Raw genomic sequence first — 24,428 nt, 5'->3', positions numbered from 1 at the left:
GAGGAGACGTCTTCTTCTACCGTTTTGGGCGGGAGCGAGGAGACGCCCGATGAGTTCGCTGCTCGAGGAACTGCACCGACGGGAGGCTGCGGCCCGGTCGGAAGTGGACGAACTCCGTCGAGAAATGGCGGAGTTGCACGAACGACTGGCCCAGGCCGAGGGGCGGCTGTCCCGGCTGGAGATCACCCGGGAGACGGTCGGCGAGATCCTCGACGAGACCGGTGCGGATCCGCCGGCCGCTGGACACAAGAGGGAAACGGACGCTGAACCGGATGCGGCGCCGGAGGTTTCCCGGTTCGGGGACGGTTCGCCGATCGGGGTGCAGATGGTGCCGCCCTGGCGCCAGGGCCTTGGAGTGTCAGTGCTACCAGGGGCCTACCAAGATCTTGTGGAGGTTCTCGCCGATGCCAAAGGACCGTTGCGGGCGATGCAGGTGGCCGAGGCGGCAGGGCTGAGTGTGGACCGGTCGAAGGTTGAGGGGCTGCGGTCGAAGCTGAAGAGGCTGGTGGAACGGGACTGGCTGACCGAGGACGGGCCGGGACGTTTCACCCTGCCCGAGCGGCAGTCGGACGGAGCGGAATCGTGAAGCCGTAGCGCGGGCGGGCTCTTCTCCCTAGGTTCGAAGGTGCCAACCAAATCGCCCTCGGAAGAAGAGCCCGATGGGACCGTACGACACGCCCTCGACACCTGACCCCTTTGACCGCGCGACTGATTTCTTCACCGCCCTGGTTGCCGACCTCACCGCCCCGGCGGCCGGCGGGCTGACCCACGATGAACTGGAAGAACTTCTCGACGCGCGCGGCCGGGAGATCCTGCGCCAACTGCTGCAGGACCACCTGGACCTGCGCGCCCTGCGTGAAGAGAGAGCTGTCCGGTCCCAACCCCACCCGCGCATCGGGGCCGACCAGCTCCCGCGCCCGCGGGTGGAATACGGCCACCGGCGGGCCCTGGCCACGCTGTTCGGCACGGTGACGGTGCGCCGGTGCACCTGGCGGGCACCGGGCATGAGCAACTACCACCCGGCCGACGTGACCCTGTCACTTCCCAAGAACCGACACAGCCATGGGCTGGTGCGGCTGGCCGCGCTCGAGGCCGCGCGGGGTTCCTTCGACGCCGCGAGCGCGGCGATCGCCCGCCGGTGCGGGCCGGTGATCGGCAAACGGCAGATCGGACAGGCCGTCGTCACCGCGGCCCGGGACATCGACGCCTTCTACGCCCAGCGGATCTGCCTGCCGTCGACCGCCTCCACGCTGCTGGTGATCTCGGTGGACGGCAAGGGGATCGTCATGCGCCCGGACGCCTTGCGGGCCGCGACCGCCAAAGCCGCAGCCGCTCGCGGCACGGGCCGTTTCCGCACCCGGCTGGCCTCGGGCGAAAAGCCGGCCCGTAAGCGGATGGCCACGCTGGCCTGCGTCTACGACTGCGAACCGGCTCCGCGCCGTCCGCACGATGTGATCGCCCCGCCCGGCGGCCGAGGCGGGGACCGGGTACTGCGGCCCGGGCCGAAGGCGAAAGGCAAATGGCTGGACGGGTCGGTCGCCGACACCCCGGCCAGCGTCATCGCCCGGGCTTTCGAACAGGCCGAATCCCGGGATCCGGGGCACCGCAGGCCGTGGGTGGTGCTGGTCGACGGTGCCCCGCACCAACTGGAGCTGATCCAGGCCGAAGCCGCCCGCCGCAGGGCGACGGTCCATATCGTCATCGACATTGTGCACGTCCTGGAGTATTTGTGGTCGGCCGCGTGGTCCTTCCACGACAGCGGGGATCCGGCGGCCGAGGACTGGGTCTCGGTACAGGCCCTGGCCGTACTCGTCGGCGACGCCCGCCGGGTCGCCACAACGATCGAAACCCGGGCAGACAAGGCCGGGTTAACCGTCGATCAGCGGCGCGGCGCTGACTCCTGCATTCGCTATCTGACCAGCAAGGCCAAGTTCTTGCACTACGACCGGGCGCTGGCGGCGGGCTGGCCGATCGCGTCCGGAGTGATCGAGGGGGCGTGCCGACATCTCATCGCCGACCGGCTCGACATCTCCGGGGCCCGCTGGGGCCTGGACGGCGCCGAGGCCGTCCTCAAACTCCGCGCCGTGTTCAGCAACGGCGACTTCAACACCTACTGGCCGTTCCACATAGCCCGCGAACACGAACGGGTTCATCAGAACCCTCAGCAGGACAAATACGTGCTCGGTGCCTGACCCACCCCTTCACTCGAAAGGATCCACACCCAACTGAGCTCACCAGCCGCAATTGCACGTCCTTCTCCTGGTCCCCGGCGGCGGTGCTGCGTTCCTGAACGTTGAAGGCGGCGGATAGTGCCTCCAACATCTCGTCAACCGCCCAGTAGCCGCCCTGGAGGCCAGCCTCGACGGCGGCTGACAGCCGCGCCGGCGCGAGGGGCGCATGCTCGGGGGTCACCTCGAAGGTGGAGGCCCACACGGTGTGCGGGTGCGATGCGGCGTTCGGCGCCTCGTCGTCTGTGCGGTCGCAGTCGAAAGATCGGCGCAGTGCCTCGAAGACGGCATTGGCATCTTCTTGCGAGCAGCTGGTGAGCGTCACCACCACTGGCGTCGTGGGCTGTGTGCTCTTCACGGCAATCCCTTCCTTTCTCGATTGTCCCGTGAAATGGGGATCCGCGCGATCCTGGGCCGCCGAGTGCCGCAGCACGCTGCTTGTGAATCCTGAACTGAGGGCGCGAGAAATCTACGGTGACGCACTTGCCGGAGCCTGGTCGAGTCGAACCACTGACGACCATGATTCCTCGTGTCCTAAGCCGGTGCCACCAGTGCCCGTAGAACAAACCGCCGCGTTCAAGCGCAAGGGCCTTGCCCCGCTCCCAGGGCCATGGCACAGCCTGGCCCCCTATTTGCCTCTGCTCGCTAACAATCTGCGTGACGGGGGAAGGTCACGTCCGTTGGCGTGGTGTATCGACGGCCAATCGGTGATTCGTTTTCAGGCTACTGAACTTGATTGGGTGATGTCGGGGTCGTTTGCCTGACAGTCGCTGGCCCGTTCCGGTAGCCGTGAGGTGTGCGGTACGCGCAGGGCGGCGGGCTGACCGACGCTGAGAGAGTCAAGCGGGAGCGGTTGCGGCTGCAGGCCGTCGAGCGCTTCGAGAGCGGGCAGAAGAACGGGGAGATCGCTGCAGCGCTGCGGGTGAGCGAGCGGGGTCGGTGGAGCGGTGGCGACGGGCCTGGCGTGAACAAGGCGAGGCCGGGGTGCTGTCGAAGGGTTCTCCGGGAAGGTCTCGGCTCAGTGAGGCGCAGGTCGTGAGGCTGGAGCGGGAGTTGGAGCGCGGCCCGCTCGCCCACGGATGGGCGGACCAGCGGTGGACGCTCGCCCGGATCACGACGCTGATCGGCCGGCTGTTCCACGTCTCATACACGGTAGAGGGCACATGGCAGCTGCTGAAGCGTCACGGCTGGTCGTGGCAGCAGCCCGCACGACGGGCCATCGAGCGCGACGACGAGGCGGTCGCAGTATGGAGGAAGGAGACCTGGCCGTGGGTAGGAGCGTCGCGGCGGAGCGCGGCGCCTGGGTGGTCTTTGAGGACGAGGCCGGGCAGTCGATGACTCCGCCGCGGGCCAGGACCTGGGGCCGGATCGGCCAGACATCCGTCGTCCGCGTGCGCGGACGCGGCTCCGGGCGGGTGTCGATGGCGGGCATGACCTGCTACAGGCCGGGCGAGCGGTCCCGACTCATCTACGCGGTCCGCGAGTACAGGGGGCGCAAGGACGAACCGAAGGGCTTTGGTTCGCGGGATTTCCGCGACCTGGTTGTCCGCGCTCACGCCCAGCTCGGCGGCCCGATCGTGCTGGTCTGCGACAACCTCCGCCTCCACCTGACCGCCGGAATACGGGAGTTCATCGACGCGAACGAGGAGTGGCTCACTGTGTTCCAGCTGCCCGCCTACGCCCCCGATCTCAACCCGCAGGAGGGCATTTGGTCCCTGGTCAAGCGCGACATCGGCAACCTCGCCGCCGACCTCGGGCAGATCACCCGAGTCGTCAAGCGCCGGCTCAAGAAGATCCAGTATCGCCCGGACCTGGTCGACAGCTGCCTCACCGGCACCGGACTCACCTTCGACTGACCAGTCGAGTCCCTCGACCCAGCTTGGGTGGGGCGGCAATCATCCCCCCATGACACCCACCTCTGACGTGGGCGGGTACAGGTCGAGGACGACAGTGAGACCCAGCCCGCCGACCTCGGCGAGCAGGCGGGCCGGCAGGACGCACGCTCCCTGACCGCTCTCACTGCCGAACCCGAGAAACAGATCCAGATCGCACTCGGCGGACAGACGCATCAGCTCCTCACGACTGCCGCTGACCACTCGGACCAGCGCCGCGACGTGCTCCTCAAGCTCGCTGTCGCTTCCGAGACCGCTCCGCCGGATCCAGACACTGGACTCCCTCCGGGCACTCCTCGGGTTCCGGGGACTCATCAAGCTCCCCTGTTCGAACAGCTCGTCCGGAACAATCCCCAGACGAGCCGAGATCTCGTCGGCGCGAACGGTCCGACTCATGATCCGAATCGACCCGGCCGCCCACATCGTGTCCGGCAACAGCGATCGCATCGTCAGGTCTTCTGGCACGCCCACACAATCGCAGGCCGATCAGCGTTCGGCCACCGCATTCCCGTCAGGACGCACGCACAGCCCGCCCACCCGACATCACCCAATCAAGTTCAGTAGTACTCCAGCCGTAGATCGTGATCTCGAGGGTGAGGGGAGTCGAGGCGGCAGGTGTCCAGCGTGGATCATCTCGCCCGAGATCGCCCATGCCGTCGCGGGCGTCGGCTCCTTCTCCGTCTACCCGAGTTCACCGCGACGGAGGGCGTCCCTTATCTCGCTGAGCTTCGCGGTCGTTGCCGGGGTCCGCTCCTGTGCTTGTTCAACGAGTCGGAGGGCATCGTCGATCTCGCTGAGCTTCCTGGAGGACAGGACGGCCGCCCGCTCTATCAGGTCGTCCCGGGACACGGTGGTCAGCCACGTGCACGGGGTGAAGCCTGGACGCGGGAACGCGAGCCGCAGCACGCCTTCGAGCGGCAGCCCTTCACCGGCGCCGACCGTCACTTCGATGCCCAGACCGCTGATGTCGAGGCCCGCCGGAGCGACGACCTGCATCACCTGGAACCCGGACGCGTCGTCTCCTGACAGCAGTACGACCAACCTCCGCTCGTCGAACTGGACCCACCAGACTTCGCCACGTTGCACAAGCCCTCCGATACACAGGACGGCAGGCAGACGCTGCGCGACCTGACGCGGTGTGGAAACGGGTGCGGCCACCGTTGATCATCGGTGTGTGAAGACAAACGATCATGCGGTGGCCGCAGGTCACAGCGTAGACCCTGCCGGCTGGCAGGAGGCGTTCGAGGGCCTGATGAGCCGGATAGCGGGACGCTTCACACGGGTCGAATCCCGACGCCGGGCCAGGAAGTTGGTACTCGGCCAGTTGTCGGACCTGCCGCGCAAGAACTGCTGGACCATCGCCGAGTGGGCCGGGGACAGGACCCCGGACGGCATGCAGCACCTGCTCGGGAGGGCGAAGTGGGATGCCGACCAAGTCCACGACGAGGTGGGTGACTTGTCGTCGAGGGTGGTGATCACAGACTCCATCTGGTGGCGGACGGCGTCGGCGTCGGGCTGTTCGAAGACCGTCCGCAACAAGGTGGCCACCTACGGCTGAGCGGACTTCGGAACCTTGGTCAGCAAGTTGCGCGCGTAGTGGGTACGGCAGCGCTCCATGCGGTCCCGGGCAGCGCGGCGCCGATCGCCTCGCCTTGGCCCACAGACCAACGGCAGGACGGGGCAGGGGTGCCGGGCCACGTCTCGCATCGGATGGCTGGACTGACGTACCGGCTCGCTGCTGACGGGCGTCCCGTAACGGCGGGGCAACGGAGATGATCTCTCATACCGTCGGTGTGGTCGCGACCACTGACACCGTCCACAGCGGCCCGGTAACGCCCATCTGGACCTGCTCGGGGCGGGCGGCGCCCACTGACGGGTGCTGGCGGTGCTGAGATTCCTGGAAGGAAACGGCTGACCCCGGGCGCCCGGCGAAGACCCGGCCGACGCCGGGGCGGCGAGGAGGTTGGTGTGCGGGGCCGACGGAACCGGGTAACGTTGTCATGTTCTTCCAGACGCCGATTTACGAGTGAGAGCGTGATGGGCCTCTGCTGACGTCCCTCGACGTCGCCGCCCGTCCCCCACCGATGAATCCGTAGATCACTTCACATCATTACCGGGAGAACCCGTGACCGTGAGCAAGAACATCAACAATCCCGTGGGCATGGGCGGCGGCCAGCGCAAGAGGCTGTCCCGCGCCGAGCGGCAGAACAACGGTCCGCACCGCAACCTCGACCGTCAGGGTGCAGCGGACCAGAAGGCAGAGCTGCTGCGCAAGATGCGCGAGAAGGCAGGCGCAGCTGAGGGCACCGGGCAGGCGGGCGACGACACCGCACAGAGCTGACGCACCGCCGCCGCAGAGCGGCACCGGGGCAGGGCCCGGACCGCGACACGCGGTCCGGGCCCTGCGGCCGTATCAGGGCTCTGCTGCCGCACCGGGCGCGGCCGGTCCCGCTCCGCTCTCAGCCGAGCAGACATAGTGAGCTGGCTTACCGAAGCGGATCAGACATCCCGGCCTCGGAGTTTCGCCGCCAGGCTGGCCGGGCGTACGGCGCCGGGGCCGAAGCGGGCGTTGGCCTTGTCGATGGCCGGGTCGATGGCGAGGCGGTTCTCCCGGACTTGGTCCAGGCTCATCTGGTGTGCGGCGGTGTGGGCGGGGCGGAGTTGTTCGGCGCGCAGGGTGAGGGATCGGACGCGGGCGCGCTGCAGGCCGAGTGCCGCGTAGAGCTCGTAGGCGGCGGCACGGATGTCATCCCCGTGTGCTGAGGCTTCGGGCAGGGGTCGGGTTCGGGTGCTGGCCGAGCGGTCGGCGTAGCGGGCCGTGAGGAACAGGGCGCCGGCGATCTGCGCCTGTGACCGTAGCCGGGAGGCGAGCTGGTCGCTGAGGCCGAGGAGTACGCGTCAGTGCTGGTCGGGGTCGAGTTCGTCGCGGTCGAAGAGGTGCTCGGAGGTGATGGAGCGGGCGACGGGTTGCGGGGTGACGGGGCGGGGGTCGCGGCCGTGGGCACGGTCGTACAGGGCCTGGCCCGTGGTCGCCCCCAGCAGCCGCTGGGTCGTGAGCAGCGGCGCGTCGGCGAGGTCTCCGACACGGTGCAGACCGTGCCGGGTCAACGTCTTCACGGTGGCCGGCCCGACGCCGGGCAGTGCGCTGACGGGTTGAGGGCGCAGGTACATGGCGATGTCGTGCGGGTCGGGGCCGATGACGGTGATGTCGCCGGGCGGCGTCACGGCGGCGGCCATGCCGGCCAGCAGCCGATTGCCCGCGATGGCGAGCGTCACCTGGACGCCGTGAAGAGCCACCACCCGTAGGCGGATCAGCTCAGCGATATCCCGGGGGCTGCGGTCGAAATAGCGCAGCGCACCGGTGAGGTCCATCTGCGCACCGTCGGGTTCCAGCGCCTGGACGCGGGGACTGATGTTCTCCAAGAGCTCCAAGAGGTGCTGGTACAGCTCGGGGTCGTCGCGCGCGTTCCCGTGGAAGTGCGCGTGCAGGATGTGGCGCTGTACCGGCTGCATGAGGGTCACCCGCCCGCGCTTCCTGGGCTGGTGTGGCCGAGTCTGGTCAGGTTCGCGGAACGGGTGCCGGCGGGCTGCAGGTCGGCCCACGGGTGCAAGGTGGCGCCGCTGGTTCCGTTGGCGAGGGTGCGCTGCGGGGGCTGGGCGGGGGTGCTTTCGGGACGGGTGGTGTCGCCCAGGAGGCGCAGGACGGCTTCGGGTCCGTCGTCGCGGCGGGCGGCGGCGAGGGCTTCGAGGTCCCAGACCCGGGTGCCGACCACGGTGCGGCGCGGTCCCCGGCGCTGGACGGTGCCGCGGACCAGGAGCAGACCGCTGTGGAAGATGGTGTGGGCACAGGCGGGGTGGGAGTCTTCGAAGAACGCCAGATCGACCAGTCCGGAGCCATCTTCCAACGTCACGAAGATGATGCGCTTGCCGGACGCGATGGGCGGGGTCTGCGTCGAGGCGCGCACCCCCGCCACCAGGACGGTCTGGCCGGATTCGAGGGCGCCCAGGTGGGCGGCGTCGGTGGCGCCGACCTCGCGCAGCAGTCGGTGGTGGTGCTCCATGAGGTGCTGGCTGACATCAATGCTCAGGGTCTCGAGCTCGGCACCCAGCGCTTCGCGGCCGGTCATCTCGGGCAGCCCGCTGGGGGCGGAGCTGGTGCTGATGTCCTGCAGCGGTAGCTGCCCGTCACCCTGGTGGCCTCGGGCGTGGCGGTGTAGTTCGGCGATCTGCAGGAGCAGATCCCGGCGGGTCAACGAGCCACGTAGGGCGTCCAAGGCGCCGACTTCCGCGAGGCGTTCCGCGGTCGGCCGTGCCGGGCGGGCGCGCTGCCACACGTCCTGCAGCGAGGCGTAGGGCTGGGCGGCCACCAGCCGGGCGACCTGGTCGTCGCTGATGCCTTTGACCGCGGACAGCGCCAACCGCACACCCCAGGTTCCGTCGGGCATCGGCTCCACGGTGTGGGTGGCCTGGGAGTGGTTGACGTCGACGCTGAGGACGGGCACGTTGTGGCGGCGGGCGTCCGCGACGATCACCCGCTTCGGCCACATCCCTGGGTCGTGCTCCAGCAGCCCTGCGTACAGGGCAGCGGGATGGTGGGCCTTGAGCCAGGCGGACTGCAGCGCCGGCACCGCGAAGGCGACGGCGTGTGCGCGGCAGAAGCCGTAGGCGCCGAACGATTCGATGATCTCCCACACCTCGTCCAGCACCGCCGGGGTGTAGCCCCGGGCTCCGGCCTCGCGTAGGAACCAGTCGCGCAGTTTCGGCAGCCGGTTCTTGTCGCCCAGGGCGCGGCGGGCAATCTCGGCCAGGGAGCGGTCACAGCCCGTGAGGGTCGCGAGCATGTCGATGATCTGCTCGTGCCAGATCGTCACCCCATAGGTGTCGGCCAGCACCGGTTCAAGATCGGGGTGCGGATAGGCGGGGGCGGCGCCATGGCGGGCGGCGATGTACTGCGCGGGCATCCCGCCGGCGACCGGGCCGGGGCGGAAGAGGCTGATGTCGGCGATGACGTCCTGCGGGTCACGCGGCTGCAGCCGGGCCAGAAGGTCTTGTTGGCCGGGGCTCTCCAGCTGGAACAGGCCGATGGTGTCGGATGCCTGGATCAGCTTGAAGGCGAAGAAGTCATCGAGCGGCACCTGATGGCTGTCGTCGAGATCAATGTGCTGGCCGGTGGTGCGCTGGATCTCGGTGACGGCGTGCGCCATGGCGGACTGCATCCGCACCCCCAGCACATCCAGTTTGATCAGCCCGAGGTCTTCGACGTCCTCCTTGTCGGCCTGCACCATCGGATATCCGCCGGGTGTGGGTTGCACCGGGAGCCGGTTCAGGAGGGTGGCGCTGCTGACGATGACGCCGCACGGGTGCATCGCCATCCCTCGCGGCAGCGCGTCCAGTCCCTCAGCGAGCTCCCACAGCGGCCCGAACTGGCCCGCCACCGCAGCTAGTTCGCGCAGTTCCGGCAGCTCGGCCATCGCTGAGGTGATGTCGCAGGCCCGGATGTGCGGAAAGGATTTCGCGATGCGGTCCACCGTGTGCGGGGCGATACCCAGGGCCATCCCGGTGTCGCGGAGCGCGTGGCGGGCGCGGTAGGTCTCGGGCATGCCGGTGACCGCGACGCGGTCCGTGCCGAAGCGTTCGATGATGCGGTCATAGACGTCCAGGCGGCGGGCGGACTCCACATCGATGTCGATGTCCGGCAGCGAGGTACGTCGAGGGTTGAGGAACCGTTCGAAGAGCAGGTGATGTTCCAGCGGGTTGGCGGTGGCGATGTACAGGGCGTGATTGACCATCGACCCGGCCCCCGAACCACGGGCAGCCACCCGAATGCCCATCTCCCGCACATCGGCGACCACGGCCGCGACGGTGAGGAAGTACGTGTCGTACTGCAGGCCCGCGATGACCGCCAGCTCCTCCTGAAGCCTCTGCACCGCGGCCGGATCGCGGTCCAGGCCGCGTCGGACCATGCCCGCCTCACACCGCTCCCGCAGCAACGCCGCCGCCTCAGCAGGACCGGTACCCGCGCCGACCACGCCCGGCTCGGGAAAGTGCGGGGTGCCCAGCCCCAGATCGGCCACCGGATCGACCCGGCACCGCACCGCCGTGCCTGCGGTCTCCGCCATCAGCTGCTGTGCGCGCTCCGGCCCGGCACCGGCGGCTTCGGCGATGCGGTCGGCGGCCGCGGTCATTGATGCCGCGTCCTTCAGCCACCGCTCCCCCGTGTCGAGGCGCCGGCGGTCGATGGGGCGCAGCAGCCGGGCGGCGTCCAGGACGTCCGCGAGGCGGTGCTGGTCGCGGTCGGCGTAGCGGACCGCATTGGTGAGCACAGCCGGGATGGTGAGCCGGTCGGCCAGAGTCAGGGTGCGGCCGGCCAGCCGCAGCGAACCGGGTCCGGTGCCCTGCAGCCCGAACCACACCACCTCCATCCGCAGGTTGTCGCCGGCCAGGTCCCGCCACGGGGCGAGGAGCTGCTCGGCCAGGTCCTCACGGCCGGCGGTCAGGGCGCGGACGGGTTCGGAGACCGGGCCGAGCAGAACCGTCAGCCCCTCCCCCGCGTGCTGCCCCAGGGCCGACCAGGACACCACCGGCAGGCCCGCGACCGTATCCGCGTACGCGGCGGAGATCAGGCGGCACAGGCGCGCCCACCCGTCGGCGTTCTGCGCCAGCAGCGTCACTCGCAGGGGCGCCTCCACCACATGGGCACCGCCGCGCACGGGGGTCCGACGACGAAGCTGTGCCCCGAGGGGCGCCTCGCAGTGAGGTGCGACGGCGATGTCGACGCCGAAGATCGGGCGGACGCCGCGGGCGTCGCAGGCCTTGGCGAACCGTACGGCGCCGGTGACATTGTCACGGTCCGTGAGCGCCAGCGCACCCATGCCGCGCTCCGCCGCCCGGCGCACGAGGTGATCGACGTGCGCGGCACCGTAGCGGGCCGAATAGCCCGACGTGGCGTGGAGGTGCGTAAACGACGACATCCGCACCTCCAGTGCTCACCCACACGCCCTCCCCACCGGAAGCACTCCGTCGCATCTCCACCATAACCCCCCATCCGTACATTCGTTCGATTGAGACTCTCTGTCACCACTCGCATCAGCTTGGCCATGGGACTGCAGTGCGGTCGCGGGGCGACTGCGGCGGTCGTAGCGTCGACACATGAGCCGCTCAGCTGAGGGAACGGTGCGATGAAGCCGCTGTGGTCCGGGACGGTCAGCTTCGGCCTGGTGTCCATCCCGGTGCGCCTCGGGTCGACGGTCAGCAGCCACAAGATCCCGTTCCGGCAGATGCACAAGGCGGACCACGGTCCGGTGCGGTACCGCAAGAAGTGCGAACTGGACGACACGGTCCTGAACCCGGACGAGATCGGCCGCGCCTACGAGACCGCCGACGGCACGCTGGTGGAGATCACGGACGACGAGCTCGCCGCCATGCCGCTGCCCACCGCGAAGACCATCGAGATCAGCGGCTTCCTCGACATGGCCGACGTCCCCATCGCCCAGTACAACAGCCCGTACGTCCTGCAACCCGGCCCCGGCGGGGACAAACCGTACGTCCTGATGCGCCAGGCCCTGGCCCGGTCCGGGAAGGCCGCCGTGGGGAAGGTGGCACTGCACAACAAGGAACACCTCGTGCTGATCTACGCCTACGAGGACGTCCTGATCGCGCACACCCTGCACTGGCCCGACGAGATGAAGTCACCGGCCGAGGCAGCACCCACCGGAAAGGTGGAACTCGCCGACAACGAGATCAAAGCCGCCATCGCCCTGATCGACGCCTTGGGCGAAGCCGACCTGGACGCCTACGAGGACCGGTACACCGCTGCGGTGGCGGACCTGGTGCGGGCCAAGGTCGACGGCGCCGAAGTCACTCCTGCCGGCACCCCCGCGCCCGCGGCCGGGAAGGTCGTGGACCTGATGCAGGCACTGGAAGCCAGCCTCGCCCAGGCCAAGGAGAACCGCGGCGAAGACGCCACGGTCCACGACATCGCCCCCGCGAAGAAGACCGCCAAGAAGGCGCCGGCGAAGAAGACCGCTGCCAGCCACGCCTCCACGTCCGACACCCACAGCCGCACGCGCAGCACACCCAAGGCCGGCGGCGAGGGAAAGAAGTCGACCGCGAAGAAGGCAGCCAAGAGGGCCCCGGCGAAGAAGGCTGTTGCGCGCAAACGCAGTGCCTGATGCCTACGGTCAGTACCCCGTGAGGGTCGACGAGCCCAGCAAGTTTCCGGGGCAGGTCGCCGCGTGAAGGCAGCGGACCATGCCGTCCGCACCCACAGTTGGCTGCCCCAAGGCTCCCCACCTCCTGACGGCCTGCCCCTCCTCAGGCAGGATCAGTGCTGGTGCAGTTCCGGGCGCATCGGCGAAGTCCCACTGTCGCCCACCTCGCCGGCCCCCAACTCCTCGACCGGATCCTCACCCAACTCCCCACCGGATACGCCCTCCTGTTCGGCCGCGACGCGCTCACCCAAGCCCCCCAGGCGGTGTCTTCAAACGGTCTTGAGTGATGGATCATGGTCGGGTGATACGTCGACATGACCTGTCTGATGCGAGTGGGAGTTCGTCCAGCCGCTGCTGCCGGTGTCGCTGCAGGGCAGGAAGCGGATGGACGACCGTACGGTGCTCAACGGCATCGTGTGGAAGTTCCGCACCGGAACAGCGTGGACGACCGCGCGACAATCGCCCAGCTACGGCGTCCCGGTGCAGCCCGCCGGAAAACCGGCGAGCCGCACCGGCAGACCTGGGTCAGTTCCAGGACCACATCTGCCATGCCCCGCCGTTGCAGGGGAACCACATCGCCTGCCTGCTCTGCCCGCCATCCAGGCACTTGGACGCGTCGTGTGCCCAGCGGAAGCGGTAGTAGGTACGTCCGTCGACGGTGCCCGCCTTCTCGACGGTCCACCTCTGCCAGTCGCCGCCGTTGCACGAGAACAGGCCCGAGCTCTGTCCACCGTCGAGGCACTGGCCCGCGTTGTCGCTCAGTTGGTAGGTGCTGTCAGTAGTCGGGGCAATGTCCCGCCAGATCTGCACCGGGGAGCCGTTGCAGCCCCAGGTGCTGACCCAACCGCCGCCCCCGTCAAGACACTCGCTCTTCGCGAGGTTGTACATCTCGCCGTTCCGCCAGGCGGCGCTGGCACTGCCCGCCGTAGCGGCGGTGACGCCGCCGGCAAGTGCGAGCGTGGCGGCGGCCGTGGCAAGGACGCGTCGGGTAGTTCGGAGCTTGAGCATGGTGCTGGTCTCCTCAATCTGACGAATCGTGCGCTGATGGGTCTCTGCAGATGCTTCCGGTCGCACCGGGCAGGCGTGGCAGGCAACTCGGTTGGGCCTCGGCCAGCGGAGCGAACCCAAGGAGCACCTGGAGCGACCGCAAGTAATGGCGTGTCGCCGCTGGTCAGAGGTCGCGTCCCCCGAAAGGAAACGCACCCCCGTTGCCCAGCCGAAAAGTACGAAAGACGAGTCGTGCCTGGCATTGATCAATCCGGCCACCTCCCCTGGTCGCCTCAAGCGCGGAATCCGAAGGCACGCTCCGCACGCATAGCCCGCCTATTGGTCTTCGGTGAGCACCGCTACGGAGACGCTATGGACACGTGTCCGTCGGCCGTCCTGGATTCGTCCTTGATTCGTCCTAGGCGGTGTCTTCAAACAATCTTGAGTAGTGGATCATGGTCGGGTGATACGTCGACATGAACTGTCCGATACCGAGTGGGAGTTCGTCTGTCCGCTGTTGCCGGTGGCGTCGTGGATCGACCATGCCCCTGGCCCCCGCACAACTCGGACGCAGCCCGTGCCGCCGCGCCTGCCCGCCCGGAGGCCATGGCCCGCGAGCCGTGGCTGGCGGTCGGCGACGTCGCTTGGCTCGACCACAGGCGCCGGCCGGTTGCCGGGCATGAGGACCTACCCGCGGAGCGGCTGTGCCGTGACGCGGTAGTGGGAACCGCAACAGCCCGGTGACTTGCATCTGTTCGAGCGACGGACCACCGGAGTTGGAGCCGACGGAGGATCGCGGGATGATCTTCTCCGGTCCGGCCGCGATAAGGTCGGCACAACCCTCGAAAGCAGATGCGAATGGTTGTCTCCCTCGGCGCGGTCGCCGCAGTGGCCGCGATGGAACTGGGCATGGCCCTCATCCCCGGCCCGAACATGATCTACCTGGCCTCACGGTCGATCACCCAGGGCCGCCGCGCCGGGCTGATCTCCTTGGCCGGGGTCGCGGTCGGCTTCCTGGTCTACCTCGCAGTGGCCACCGCCGGCCTGGCCACGATCTTCGCCGTAGTGCCGGCCCTCTACACCGTCCTCAAAGCAGGCGGAGCCGCCTACCTGCTCTACCTTGCCTGGCAGGCAGTCCGGCCCGGTGGCGCCTCGGCGTTCGCACCCAAGGAGCTGGCCGCAGACCGGCCGCGCCGGCTGTTCACGATGGGGCTTGTCACCAACCTCCTCAACCCCAAGATCGCCATCCTGTACGTGTCGCTGCTCCCCCAGTTCATCGACCCGGCGCGAGGGCACGTAGCCGCGCAGAGTTTCCTGCTGGGCCTCGTACAGGTCACGATCGGGATCACCGTCAACTGCACGGTCATGCTGGCGGCCGGCACGATCGCGGGCTTCCTCGGCCGGCGGCCCGCCTGGCTGCGAGTCCAGCGGTACCTGATGGGCACCGTACTGGCGGGGCTGGCCGTACACATCGCTGCCGACCGCTCCAAAGCGCTGGTCCCAGCCTGACCCCACTCAAGGCAGGGCGCGGTCCCCAGGTGAGCGGGTCACCCACGCCGAACAGGTGGTGGAGGCGATCGTGCCGCAGCCTGATGTGGACAGTCGCGGCAGTCGCCTGTGGTTCGCGTTCCCGGCCGCCGCCGCGTTCCCGGCCGCCCACCTCGTCTCGCCGCAGCCGGCCGGCATCCCGATCGGCAGAATCGTGGACCACGACGGACCTCGCGCGGTCATGACCGGCGGGTCCGTCCTGGCGGTGTCGTCTGTCCTAGTGATCGCTGCCGCCTCGAGCCTGGGGACTCACCGTCGCCTGCGTCCGGATGGAACCGCATGCCCTGGGGGGAGACGAATTCGCCCTCCCACGGCAGGACGCCCGGCGAGGTCCGCGATTGCCACGTCGACTTGGGCGGAGGCCGAGAGAGCCCGAAGTTCACCCACTGCTGCAGCCCGCCCGGTCGGTCCTGGGTGCGGAATAGTTGTCGCGGGCCGGCCGCCAACTCCCGGAACTCAGGCGGCTGCCCGCCTATTGACGCTGCATACCCACGGTGATTCACTTCCAGCCTGAGAGCGCTCTCCCGCGGCTGAGGGACCAGCCGCGGCCGCCCCATCCACCACGTCCAGGGAGAGCTGTGTCTGTCATTCCCACTCGCCGTACCGTGCTGCGCGGCGCTGCCGTCGCCGCTGCGATACCGCTGGCCGGCGGCATCTCCGCCGGATCGGCATTCGCGTCGTCGTCCGCGTCCGCCTCGTCGTCGCACGAGCCCGGAAACGTTTACGGTCACAGCGCCGCAGCACTCGGCCCGAACGTCCTGGTCTTCGACCCGTCCATGGGCGACGCCGCGATCCAGGCCAAGGTCGACGCCGTGTTCGCCCTCCAGGAGTCCAACCAGTTCGGCAGCGAGCGCTTCGCCTTGGCCTTCCGGCCTGGCACGTACAACGTCGACATCAACGTCGGCTTCTACACCCACGTCCTCGGCCTCGGCGCCGCCCCCGGCGACGTGGTGATCAACGGTCATGTCACGGTCGACGCCCAGTGGTTCGAGGGCAACGGCACGCAGAACTTCTGGCGCGCCGCGGAGAACCTGACCATCGTGCCGCCGGACGGCCTCAACCGCTGGGCTGTCGCCCAGGCGTGCCCGCTGCGCCGGGTCCACATCAAGGGCAACGCCACCCTGTGGCCGAGCCCGCCCGGCAACCGGTGGTCCAGCGGCGGCTACCTGGCCGACAGCGTGGTGGACGGCTATGTCGAGTCCGGCTCGCAGCAGCAGTGGCTGTCCCGCAACGACACCATCGGCAGCTGGACCGGCGCCAACTGGAACATGGTCTTCGTCGGCGTCCAGGGCGCACCCGCCCAGTCCTTCCCGACGCCGCCCCACACCACCATCGACCGCACCCCGGTCGTCCGCGAGAAGCCGTTCCTGACCGTGGACCGGCACGGCTCCTACCAGGTCTTCGTGCCCGCGCTGCGACGTAACTCCACCGGCACCACCTGGGCGAGCGGACCGGCCGCGGGCCGCACCATCGCACTGTCCCGCTTCTTCGTGGCCAGGCCCGGCGACTCCGCCGCCGAGATCAACCGCGCGCTGGAACACGGGCAGCACCTGCTGTTCACCCCCGGCATCTACAACCTGTCCTCGACGATCCGCGTCACCCGCCCCGGCACGGTCGTGCTGGGCCTGGGCTACACGACGCTGCGCTCGACACACGGCAATACGCTCATCGAGGTCGCCGACGTGAGCGGCGTCACCGTCGCCGGTGTGCTCGTCGAGGCGGCCTCGGCGCACACCCCGGTGCTGCTGCGGGTCGGCAAGGGGCGCAGCCGGCGCCGCCACGACTCCGACCCCACCGCACTCTTCGACGTCTTCGCCCGGATCGGCGGCGCCATCGCCGGCGGCGCCGGCGTCAGCGTGCAGATCGACAGCAACGACGTCTTCTGCGACCACCTGTGGCTGTGGCGCGCCGACCACGGCCTGGACGACACGGTCGGCTGGGCGGTCAACCCCGCCGACACCGGCTTCCTGGTCAACGGCGACCACGTCACCACGTACGGGCTGTTCGTGGAGCATTACCAGAAGTACGAAGTGCTGTGGAACGGCGACCACGGCCGCACGTACTTCTTCCAGAACGAGCACCCGTACGACGTGCCCACCCAGAGCGCCTGGGTGCACGGCTCCACCAAGGGCTACGCCGCCTACAAGGTCGCCGACCGGGTCAGGGAGCACCACGCCTGGGGTCTGGGCAGCTACTGCTTCTTCAACCTCAACGCGGACATCTACACCGACCGCGCCTATGAGGTCCCCGATTCGCCCGGCGTCGTCTTCACCGACCTGATGACCGTCTGCCTCAACGGCGCGGGCGGTGGCGGCATCGTGCACTGCATCAACAACGCCGGCGACCCCGTCCAGAACGGCTTCGGGACATACAACATGAAGGCGTACGGCAACGGCGAGAGCGTCGTCTGACGCCCTTCATCGCGCCAACGAACGCCGCGGGCGGGCTCCTCGAAGGGGCCCGCCCGCGCTGGCGGCGGGGGGCAGTTCGGGGCTGACGTAGGTCAATCGCTCCCCATGGATCGCGTCGCAGGGCTCTGGTCCGGCCGATCGCCAAAGGGGACCACGATCGCGCCGTCAGCCACAGCCACTCCGTCTTCCGGCCTCAACGGCAACGACGATATCGAGCTGGACGTGCCGGGAGCGGCGACGGATGGGCAGCGCGGCAGCGCCTGAGGACCCCGCCAGCGCGTCGTGCCGATTGGCGGCCACTGCCCTGCCCGCAGAGGCTGCCCGTGCGGCGGGGCGGCCCGGCGGGCTACTTCGCGAGGAACGCTTCGGCCTCGCACTTCTTGGCCCATGTGAACGCGTTGTCGTTCACGCTTGAGTCGTCGAACGCGAGCAATCCGTCGTCCTGGACGGTGGCTTTGACGTTGTGGGAGCGCAGGCAACTCACCCAGCGGTCCGCTTTCTCCCGGAATTCCGGATCCTCTCTGGCGGCCCGCATTTCCAGGAGTTCAGGCTCCTTGCTGCCGCAGGTCTTCTGGGCTTCCGCGTACGCCGCGTCCTGGCGCAACGGCCCTTTCCAGGTGCCGTCCGAATTCTTCAACATCGTGAGCCCTTTCCTGGCCAGGCAGTCCATCCATACCTGGTTCACCCGGTCCGACTCCTCCTCGGATGTGTCGGGCCTGATGAGGGGCCGCTCGGTCTGCGCCGATGGCGATGACGACGCCGAGGGCGCCTTGTTGGGGACGGCTACGCTGGCGACTGCCGTTTCGCGCGCCTCCTCGGTCGATTCCGCCCCGCCTCCGCATGCCCCGAGCAGGCCTATCGAGGTGAGCGCGGCGACGATTGCTCGCAGGCGCGCGGCGCCTGGTGAAGGGGGCGCATCGGCAGTGTGCATGGTGTGATCCTCTCCGGTGTGTTCGATGAATCCATAGGGGTGCGGTGGGGATATGTGGTGCCCGGGCGACTGCCGCGCGGTCCGGCCGCCGGGCGAGGTGTCATGCCGAGGCCAGAGCCGCGGTCGGGGACAGCCGGGAGGCGCGGACGGCCGGATAGACGCCGGCGACGATTCCGACGAGTACCGCGCCGCAGAGCCCGGCGCTCACCGCGGGGAGCGGGATGGCCGGCGGCCAGTCCTCGTATGCCGCGTAGCCGATGGTGCCGAGCACTCCGAAAATGATCCCGGCAAGGCCGCCGAGGCCGGACAGCACGATGGATTCGGTGAGGAACTGGCTGCGGATCTGACCCCGGTTGGCGCCCAGCGCGCGGCGTAGTCCGATCTCGCGGCGGCGTTCCAGGACGGAGATCACCATGGTGTTGGCGACACCGATACCGCCGACCAGCAGCGCGACACCGGCCAGGCCGATGAACAGCCCGGAGAAGGTGGCCTCGGTGGAGCGCTTCGCGGCCAGGGCGTCCGACGGTCTGCTGACCAGTACCTGGCTCGGGGAGAGCGGGTCGATCGTGGCGGGGAGTACCGCGTGCACGTCTTCGATCGCCGCCTCCTGCGCCTGGATGAACAGCTGCGTCGGGCGGCGGTCGAAGCCGAGCGCGGTGTGGGCTGACTCCCAGCCGATCAGGACGGCGCGGTCGATCTCCGGGGCCAGCGGGACGGTCCGCAGGATCCCGATCACGCTGAACCACCGCTCGTTGATCAGTACGAGCGGCGGGCTCTCACCGGGGCGCGGATCGGGGAAGCCCAGCCGGGCCGCCGCGACCGTGCCGAGCACGGCGGTGGGAATCGTCCCGGTGGCCTCGGAGAGGTAGCGGCCGGAGCGGACCCGCGCGTTGACCAGGTCCAGGAGGTTGGACTGGGCTGCGAGCACGGTCAGTCCTGAGGCGTCCAGCGGGCCCTGCCGGTCGGTGCGGCGCACCACGGCATGGGTGTTGGCCACGGCGGTCACGGCCTTCACGGGACCGATGCGTCTGACCATCGCGACCGACTCGGCGGGGAACGCGACCGGCCGGCCGTTCGAGGCTTGGCTGTCAGCGACCGCCTGCAACCTGTCGGTGCCCAGCGCGGTCAGCTCCGCGTCCAGGGCCTTCTGGCTGGAGGCCGGGATGCCGGTGACCACGATCATGGTGGCGATGCCGATGGAGATGCCGAGGGCGGACAGCGCCGCCCGCATCCGCCGGGTGTGGATGCCGATCAGCCCGAGCCGCAGCAGATCGGCGGGCGAGAGCCGGACGGGCCGGTGCAGCGGGGTGGTCGCGGAGCGCTTGCGCGGGCTCGTCGGCAGGTCGCGCATCGAGCCGCGCCGTGGGGTCGGCTTCACGGCGCGACCCCGATGGTGTCCGGGTCAGCGGTGCAGGGGCCGTCGGCGGTGTCGGTGACGATGCGGCCGTCCTGGATCTCCACCCGCCGCGGCAGTCGCGCGGCGATGTCCCGGTCGTGGGTGATGAGCGCGATCGTGGTCCCCTCCTCATTGAGCTGGGTGAGCAGTTCCAGCACGGCGCGCCCGTTAACGGTGTCCAGCGCGCCGGTCGGCTCGTCCGCGAGAACGAGCGTGGGCTCGTGGACGAGGGCCCGCGCGATGGCCACCCGCTGCCGTTCGCCGCCGGAGAGCTGGTGCGGCCGGTGACCGGCGCGGTGGGCCAGTCCGACCCGCTCCAGCGCGGCGAGCGCGAGCGGGCGGCGCCGCTTCCTCGGCACCCCGGCGTAGAGCAGGCCGGTGGCCACGTTCTCGGTGGCGGTCAGCCCCTCGGACAGGTGGAACTGCTGGAAGACGAAGCCGAGCCAGCGTCCCCGCAGTGCGGACAGCTGCCGGTCCGGCAGCGTGGTGACGTCCTGGCCGGCGATCACGACGCTGCCGCGGGTCGGCCGGTCGAGGGTGCCCATGATGTTCAGCAGCGTGGACTTGCCAGAGCCGGACGGGCCGACGATGGCGAGCAGTTCGCCGTCCTGTATCTCCAGGGAGACCCCGGCCAGGGCGCTGACCCCGCCGGGGTACTCGACCGCGGCGTCGCGGACCGACAGTACCGAAGTGCCCAGGGCCGTCACGACGACGTCACCACCTGGGTGCCCTCGGCGATCCCGTCCCCGCTGATCTCGGCCATCCCCTTGGCGATCAGGCCGGTCTTCACCGCGACCGTCCGCCCGTCGGCGGTGCGCAGCCCGTAGCCGCCTTCGCGGAGCGCGAGCAACGCGGCGACCGGAACGGCGAGCACTCCGGGCCGCGTCTCGGAGACGAACTCCACCTGGACCGGCCCCGAGTCGAGCTTCTTCACCTTGCCTGGGTCGGTGAACGAGACCGTGACGGTGACCTTCGCCGGTCCGCCGTTCCCGTTCGCCGACTGCTCGGCATCGGTGCCGATGTCGGTCACCTTGCCGGCGGTCGAGGTGCCGTCGGGGAGTTTCACGGTCACCGGGTCGGCGCGTTTGATGGAGCCCGCCTGGGAGGCGTCCACCGGCACGGTCACGGCCTTGGCCGTCGAGGTCACCTTCAACAGCGGTGCGGCGACCGGGTCGCCCACCTGGGCAGCGGCACTCTCCACACGGACCGCACCGCTGAGCACCGCTACGTCACCGGGCTCGATCACACCGGTGGACGGCACTCCTTGGGCGGTCTGCCAGCACTTGATCGCGGCCACCAGAGCCCGGGTGAGTACGCCGTCCCCGGACTTGACGCGCACCTGCGTGACCGTACCGGGGCTTCCGGTAGGCCCCGTCCCGGTCGTGGCCCCGCCGCGGCCGGTCGCGGACGGCCGGGGGGCCGGGCTTCCGCCACTGGGTGTCCCCTTGCCGGGGGCGGGTGAGGGCTTGGCCGAGGCGGTCCCGTCCGGCGCCGCGTCCGGCCCGCCGCCCGCCGATGCCGTACCGTCCGCCGGAGCGGTCACGGTGACGACCTGTCCTGGCGAGGGCTGGACCCCGATGTCGTACGTCAGGGCCCGCAGGTTCTCGGCGATCACTTTCACATCCCGCCCGACCGTGTTCTGGCCCGCGAGGCGCCGGTAGAGCGGCACGGCGCCGTAGAAGACCGGCACCGCGCGGTCGTCGACCCGATAGAGCACCTGGCCCTGGGCCACTGTGCTCCCACCGGGGGCCAGCCATGTCACGATGCCGCCCCCCGCCCCCTTGACGGTCTGCGGCTTGCCGTAGCCGAGCGTTCCGTCGAGGGACCGGCTGTCGGAGAGATCCATCCGGACGACCTTGACCGTACCCGCCGACGGATCCGCCTTGGACGGTGTGGAATTGCCGCCTTCCCCCCACGGCACACCCACCGCGATTCCGGCCCCCGCCAGCCCCGTCATCAGCACGGCGGCGACGATCCGGACACGGCGGCGCCGGCTCCCTGGCGCACTGGCGCCGATGGTGGTGGGGTCCTCCTCCGTTCCGGTGGCGGGTTCCGCCTCTGAGCGGGTCACTGCGAGAGCCCCGCGGCGATGGGGCCAAGAGGCACTCCTGCCGCGCCGCCGGAACGCCGGCCCTCGTCCGTCGCGCGGGTGCGGCCCCGGACGGGACGCCACACGGGCGGCGCGGCGGCTTGAGCGATGTCGCGGATCATTGAAGACGACTCCCAGAGTGACGCGGACACTGCCACCGGGTGCACGGACGCATCACGCGGTCCCAGGTGGTCGGAGTCGGGCCGGGGCCCGGCTCCGGGTATGGGCTCGACGATGCCGGACCGGATTCAGGGCGCCCGGCGGCTCCGGCCGGACCTGCTCCTGCTGGACGTGATGATGCCGAAGGTCGACGGCCTCGACGTGTGCCGGATCCTGCGCCAGGAGTCCGCCATGCCGGTACTGATACTGACCGCCAGCTCCACCGAGGAGGACCTGCTGATCGGTCTCGACCTCGGTGCCGACGACTACATGACCAAGCCCTACAGCCCACGCGAGTTGATGGCCAGGATCCGGACCCTGCTGCGACGGGTCGAACGCGCCGCGCCCCCGGACGACGGAGTCCTGAAAGTGGGCGCGATCACGGTGAACCCGCTCCGCCACGAAGTGCGGGCGCCCTCCGGAGAACTCGTCACCTGCACCCGTGGCGAGTTCACGATCCTGTCGGCCATGGCAGCCGAGCCCGGCCGGGTGTTCACCCGCAAGCAACTCCTGGAGCGCACCCGGGGCTGGGACGTCTCCTCGACCGATCGCACCGTCGACATGTACATAATGAACCTGCGCAAGAAGCTGGAGCCCGACCCGCGCCGCCCCGTTCACCTGGTGACCGTCTACGGCGTCGGCTACAAGCTGACCGCAGGACCCGACCCCAGCAGGCGATGACGTGGGCCGTTTCGGGGTACCGCTGCACACCAGCCTCTTCGCCCGGCTGCTCTTCGCATCCCTGCTGGTCGCGATCTGCTCGGTGGCCGCGACCACCTGGCTCGCCGTCACCACCACCACACGAGCGATCAACACGGAGCAGGGCCGGTCGTCGAAGGCCGACGCCCGCATCTACGACGCCCTGATCGGCTACTCGGCCACCCACACCGACTGGGGCGGGGTTCAGGGACTGGTCCGCGAGCTGGCAGCGGGAACCGGCAGGGCGATCACCCTCACGACCTCCGCCCGTACCCGCATCGCGAGCTCGGAATCGACGGTCCTCCTTCCGGACAAGCCATCCGCCTCCATCGACCCGCTGCGACTCGATCCGGTCCTGTCCCAGGAGAGCGACGGCCCCATCGACCCGCGCGCGGTCGGCCCCTTTCTCCTGGAACAAAAGGAGCAGGACCAGGAGCGGTTGAGAGTGCGCAAGATCACCGACTGCCTGACCTCCAGGCAGATCGCCGCCAAGGCCGTCCTCCTGCCCAGCAGACGTTTCACGATCCAGCTCACCGGGCCCGAAGCCGACAGCCGGGCGAAGCTGGCGAAGGACTGCGGCATCGACCTGCTCAAGCTGCCGTTCGGATCGGAGGAACTGCCGCTCACCCAGGTCGGCGAACTGGCCTCGGAGTGTCTGCGACAGCAGGCCAGACCACCTGTCGAGGTGTTCCCTGACTTCTCCTGGCGCTTCCGCGGGAACAGCGACAAGGAGAACTCGGACCGCGCCGCACAGGAGTGCGTGAACGACGGCCGCCGACAGCAACTCCGCCCCTACGTCTCGCCCCCCGTTCTGCTGTTCGTCTCCGATCGCGGAAATCCGGGCGGAACCTCCATCGAACTGTCGGCGGCGAACACCCTTCGGATCTCGGGCGCCGCGGGCATCGTCCTCACCGTCGCCTGCGCCGTGACCGTCCTGCTGGGCCTCCGGCTGGTCCGCCCGCTGCGCGCCTTGATCGCGGCGGCCCAGCGCCCGGCCGACGAGGCGGTGCGGGTCCCGGTGCTGACCCAGGACGAGATCGGACGTGTCGCCGTGGCCTTCAACGACCTCGCCGAGCGCAGGGAGACCCTGGAACGGCAACGCAGAGCCATGGTCAGCGACGTAGCACACGAGCTGCGCACCCCGCTGACCAACATCCGCAGCTGGCTGGAGGCGGCCCAGGACGGTCTCACACCGGCCGACCACCATCTGCTCGCCCTTCTGCTGGACGAGGCGATGCTGCTCCACCACATCATCGACGACCTGCGCGACCTCGCCGCGGCCGAAGCCGGAAGCCTCGTACTGCACCGTGAAGGGCTCCAGGTCCGTCAGGTACTGGAGCAGGTGGCAGCGGCCCATCACGGGGCCGCCGGCCCGGCAGGCGTCGCGCTGTTCATCGACGCCGCAGAGCAATTGGAGGTGTACGCCGACCCGGTGCGACTGCGTCAAGTGATCAGCAACCTCGTCTCCAACGCGATCAGGCACACACCGAACGGGGGCCGCGTCGTGCTGCGATCCCGTGTGGAGGGCGACGAACTGCTCATGGAAATCGCCGACTCCGGGAGTGGCATCGACCCGGCAGATCTGCCGCATGTCTTCGACCGGTTCTGGCGTGCGGACAAGTCCCGCACCCGGCAGACCGGCGGCAGCGGCCTGGGCCTGGCCATCACCCGCAAGCTGACCGAGGCGCACGACGGAACAGTGTCGGTGACGAGCGCTCCCGGCCTCGGCTCCGTCTTCACGGTCCGGGTGCCACGGTAGAAGCGGGGTTGTGGGACAGCCCTCAGGAGGTTCGGCGGGGGCTCCTTCGCACCGGATCCGATCGGCTGAGCGCGTTGCCGCGCTGTCGGCATCACGGTCCTGGACCTGGCCGTGGCGCG

The 24,428-nt window shown here is 69.5% G+C and carries 19 protein-coding genes and 3 pseudogenes; 11 read left to right on the top strand and 11 right to left on the bottom strand.

Translation table 11 applies throughout. From position 1 onward, the window contains the following. Nucleotides 1-49 precede the first annotated feature (49 nt). The 4 genes and pseudogenes from C8250_RS41350 to C8250_RS41335 all read left to right on the top strand — a co-directional run bounded on the left by C8250_RS41350 (nucleotide 50) and on the right by C8250_RS41335 (nucleotide 4,084). Nucleotides 50-586 (top strand): hypothetical protein, encoded by a 537-nt coding sequence (locus tag C8250_RS41350; RefSeq protein ID WP_138359603.1) that lies wholly within the window; start codon nucleotides 50-52, stop codon nucleotides 584-586. Between the two features lie 73 nt (nucleotides 587-659). Further along, nucleotides 660-2,192 (top strand): ISKra4 family transposase, encoded by a 1,533-nt coding sequence (locus C8250_RS41345; RefSeq protein ID WP_138359605.1) that lies wholly within the window; start codon nucleotides 660-662, stop codon nucleotides 2,190-2,192. 832 nt (nucleotides 2,193-3,024) lie between these two features. Then, a pseudogene (locus C8250_RS41340) lies at nucleotides 3,025-3,566 on the top strand (winged helix-turn-helix domain-containing protein). Next, nucleotides 3,491-4,084 (top strand): transposase, encoded by a 594-nt coding sequence (locus tag C8250_RS41335; protein ID WP_232485878.1) that lies wholly within the window; start codon nucleotides 3,491-3,493, stop codon nucleotides 4,082-4,084. The pseudogene C8250_RS41340 and the gene C8250_RS41335 overlap by 76 nt, the downstream one beginning before the upstream one ends. Nucleotides 4,085-4,123: 39 nt before the next feature. Here C8250_RS41335 and C8250_RS41330 read toward each other — a convergent pair whose 3' ends face one another. Together C8250_RS41330 and C8250_RS41325 are read right to left on the bottom strand one after the other, a co-directional pair. Then, nucleotides 4,124-4,585: a DUF4279 domain-containing protein gene (locus C8250_RS41330; protein ID WP_138351879.1), complete on the bottom strand. Its 462-nt coding sequence runs from the start codon at nucleotides 4,583-4,585 to the stop codon at nucleotides 4,124-4,126. A gap of 216 nt (nucleotides 4,586-4,801) precedes the next feature. Further along, nucleotides 4,802-5,206 carry a type II toxin-antitoxin system PemK/MazF family toxin gene (locus C8250_RS41325; RefSeq protein ID WP_138351880.1) on the bottom strand — a complete coding sequence of 135 codons (405 nt, stop codon included), beginning with the start codon at nucleotides 5,204-5,206 and terminating at the stop codon, nucleotides 4,802-4,804. A 166-nt stretch (nucleotides 5,207-5,372) separates the two neighbouring features. Between C8250_RS41325 and C8250_RS41320 the strand changes: the two are divergent. Both C8250_RS41320 and C8250_RS41315 read left to right on the top strand, forming a co-directional pair. Further along, nucleotides 5,373-5,576: pseudogene (locus C8250_RS41320) on the top strand (transposase); the annotation flags it as partial. A gap of 669 nt (nucleotides 5,577-6,245) precedes the next feature. Then, complete coding sequence (locus C8250_RS41315) at nucleotides 6,246-6,461, top strand: DUF6243 family protein (RefSeq protein WP_187145197.1); 216 nt, start codon at nucleotides 6,246-6,248, stop codon at nucleotides 6,459-6,461. A gap of 158 nt (nucleotides 6,462-6,619) precedes the next feature. Here the strand turns inward: C8250_RS41315 and C8250_RS44605 are convergent, their stop codons facing one another. From C8250_RS44605 to C8250_RS41305, 4 genes and pseudogenes are all read right to left on the bottom strand, one after another. Next, the gene (locus C8250_RS44605) at nucleotides 6,620-6,751 is read right to left on the bottom strand and encodes a hypothetical protein (RefSeq protein ID WP_269770876.1); all 132 of its coding nucleotides are present in this window, start codon (nucleotides 6,749-6,751) and stop codon (nucleotides 6,620-6,622) included. Between the two features lie 3 nt (nucleotides 6,752-6,754). Then, nucleotides 6,755-7,003 (bottom strand): annotated as a pseudogene (locus tag C8250_RS44600) (hypothetical protein); the annotation flags it as partial. A gap of 15 nt (nucleotides 7,004-7,018) precedes the next feature. Beyond that, the gene (locus C8250_RS44220; protein WP_232486249.1) at nucleotides 7,019-7,633 is read right to left on the bottom strand and encodes a hypothetical protein; all 615 of its coding nucleotides are present in this window, start codon (nucleotides 7,631-7,633) and stop codon (nucleotides 7,019-7,021) included. Between the two features lie 5 nt (nucleotides 7,634-7,638). Next, nucleotides 7,639-11,091 (bottom strand): DNA polymerase III subunit alpha, encoded by a 3,453-nt coding sequence (locus C8250_RS41305; protein ID WP_138351882.1) that lies wholly within the window; start codon nucleotides 11,089-11,091, stop codon nucleotides 7,639-7,641. Nucleotides 11,092-11,298: 207 nt separating this feature from the next. Here C8250_RS41305 and C8250_RS41300 point away from each other — a divergent pair, with 207 nt between their 5' ends. Beyond that, on the top strand, nucleotides 11,299-12,291 hold the full coding sequence (locus C8250_RS41300; RefSeq protein ID WP_138351883.1) for a Ku protein: 993 nt from the start codon (nucleotides 11,299-11,301) through the stop codon (nucleotides 12,289-12,291). Nucleotides 12,292-12,855: 564 nt separating this feature from the next. Here the strand turns inward: C8250_RS41300 and C8250_RS44215 are convergent. Further along, nucleotides 12,856-13,338 (bottom strand): RICIN domain-containing protein, encoded by a 483-nt coding sequence (locus C8250_RS44215; RefSeq protein WP_164297728.1) that lies wholly within the window; start codon nucleotides 13,336-13,338, stop codon nucleotides 12,856-12,858. 837 nt (nucleotides 13,339-14,175) lie between these two features. Here C8250_RS44215 and C8250_RS41290 point away from each other — a divergent pair. Together C8250_RS41290 and C8250_RS41285 are read left to right on the top strand one after the other, a co-directional pair. After that, nucleotides 14,176-14,826, top strand: a complete 651-nt coding sequence (locus tag C8250_RS41290) for a LysE family translocator (RefSeq protein ID WP_138351884.1) — start codon at nucleotides 14,176-14,178, stop codon at nucleotides 14,824-14,826. A 617-nt stretch (nucleotides 14,827-15,443) separates the two neighbouring features. Then, nucleotides 15,444-17,276 carry an adenylyl cyclase gene (locus C8250_RS41285; RefSeq protein ID WP_244809726.1) on the top strand — a complete coding sequence of 611 codons (1,833 nt, stop codon included), beginning with the start codon at nucleotides 15,444-15,446 and terminating at the stop codon, nucleotides 17,274-17,276. A gap of 346 nt (nucleotides 17,277-17,622) precedes the next feature. Here the strand turns inward: C8250_RS41285 and C8250_RS41280 are convergent, their stop codons facing one another. From C8250_RS41280 to C8250_RS41265, 4 genes are all read right to left on the bottom strand, one after another. After that, nucleotides 17,623-18,207: a hypothetical protein gene (locus tag C8250_RS41280; protein WP_138351885.1), complete on the bottom strand. Its 585-nt coding sequence runs from the start codon at nucleotides 18,205-18,207 to the stop codon at nucleotides 17,623-17,625. A gap of 100 nt (nucleotides 18,208-18,307) precedes the next feature. Continuing rightward, nucleotides 18,308-19,585, bottom strand: a complete 1,278-nt coding sequence (locus tag C8250_RS41275) for an ABC transporter permease (RefSeq protein WP_331284076.1) — start codon at nucleotides 19,583-19,585, stop codon at nucleotides 18,308-18,310. Continuing rightward, complete coding sequence (locus C8250_RS41270; protein WP_138352069.1) at nucleotides 19,582-20,301, bottom strand: ABC transporter ATP-binding protein; 720 nt, start codon at nucleotides 20,299-20,301, stop codon at nucleotides 19,582-19,584. The genes C8250_RS41275 and C8250_RS41270 overlap by 4 nt, the downstream gene beginning before the upstream one ends. A gap of 5 nt (nucleotides 20,302-20,306) precedes the next feature. Continuing rightward, the gene (locus tag C8250_RS41265; RefSeq protein WP_244809724.1) at nucleotides 20,307-21,674 is read right to left on the bottom strand and encodes an HlyD family secretion protein; all 1,368 of its coding nucleotides are present in this window, start codon (nucleotides 21,672-21,674) and stop codon (nucleotides 20,307-20,309) included. A gap of 252 nt (nucleotides 21,675-21,926) precedes the next feature. Between C8250_RS41265 and C8250_RS41260 the strand changes: the two genes are divergently transcribed. After that, nucleotides 21,927-22,532, top strand: a complete 606-nt coding sequence (locus C8250_RS41260; RefSeq protein WP_232486247.1) for a response regulator transcription factor — start codon at nucleotides 21,927-21,929, stop codon at nucleotides 22,530-22,532. Between the two features lies 1 nt (nucleotide 22,533). Beyond that, complete coding sequence (locus tag C8250_RS41255) at nucleotides 22,534-24,309, top strand: HAMP domain-containing sensor histidine kinase (protein ID WP_138351887.1); 1,776 nt, start codon at nucleotides 22,534-22,536, stop codon at nucleotides 24,307-24,309. Nucleotides 24,310-24,428 lie beyond the last annotated feature (119 nt).

The sequence above is a fragment of the Streptomyces sp. So13.3 genome, assembly GCF_005860785.2.
GTDB classification, from domain to species: Bacteria; Actinomycetota; Actinomycetes; order Streptomycetales; family Streptomycetaceae; genus Actinacidiphila; species Actinacidiphila fildesensis.
This window is presented reverse-complemented; position numbering and strand designations above follow the sequence as displayed.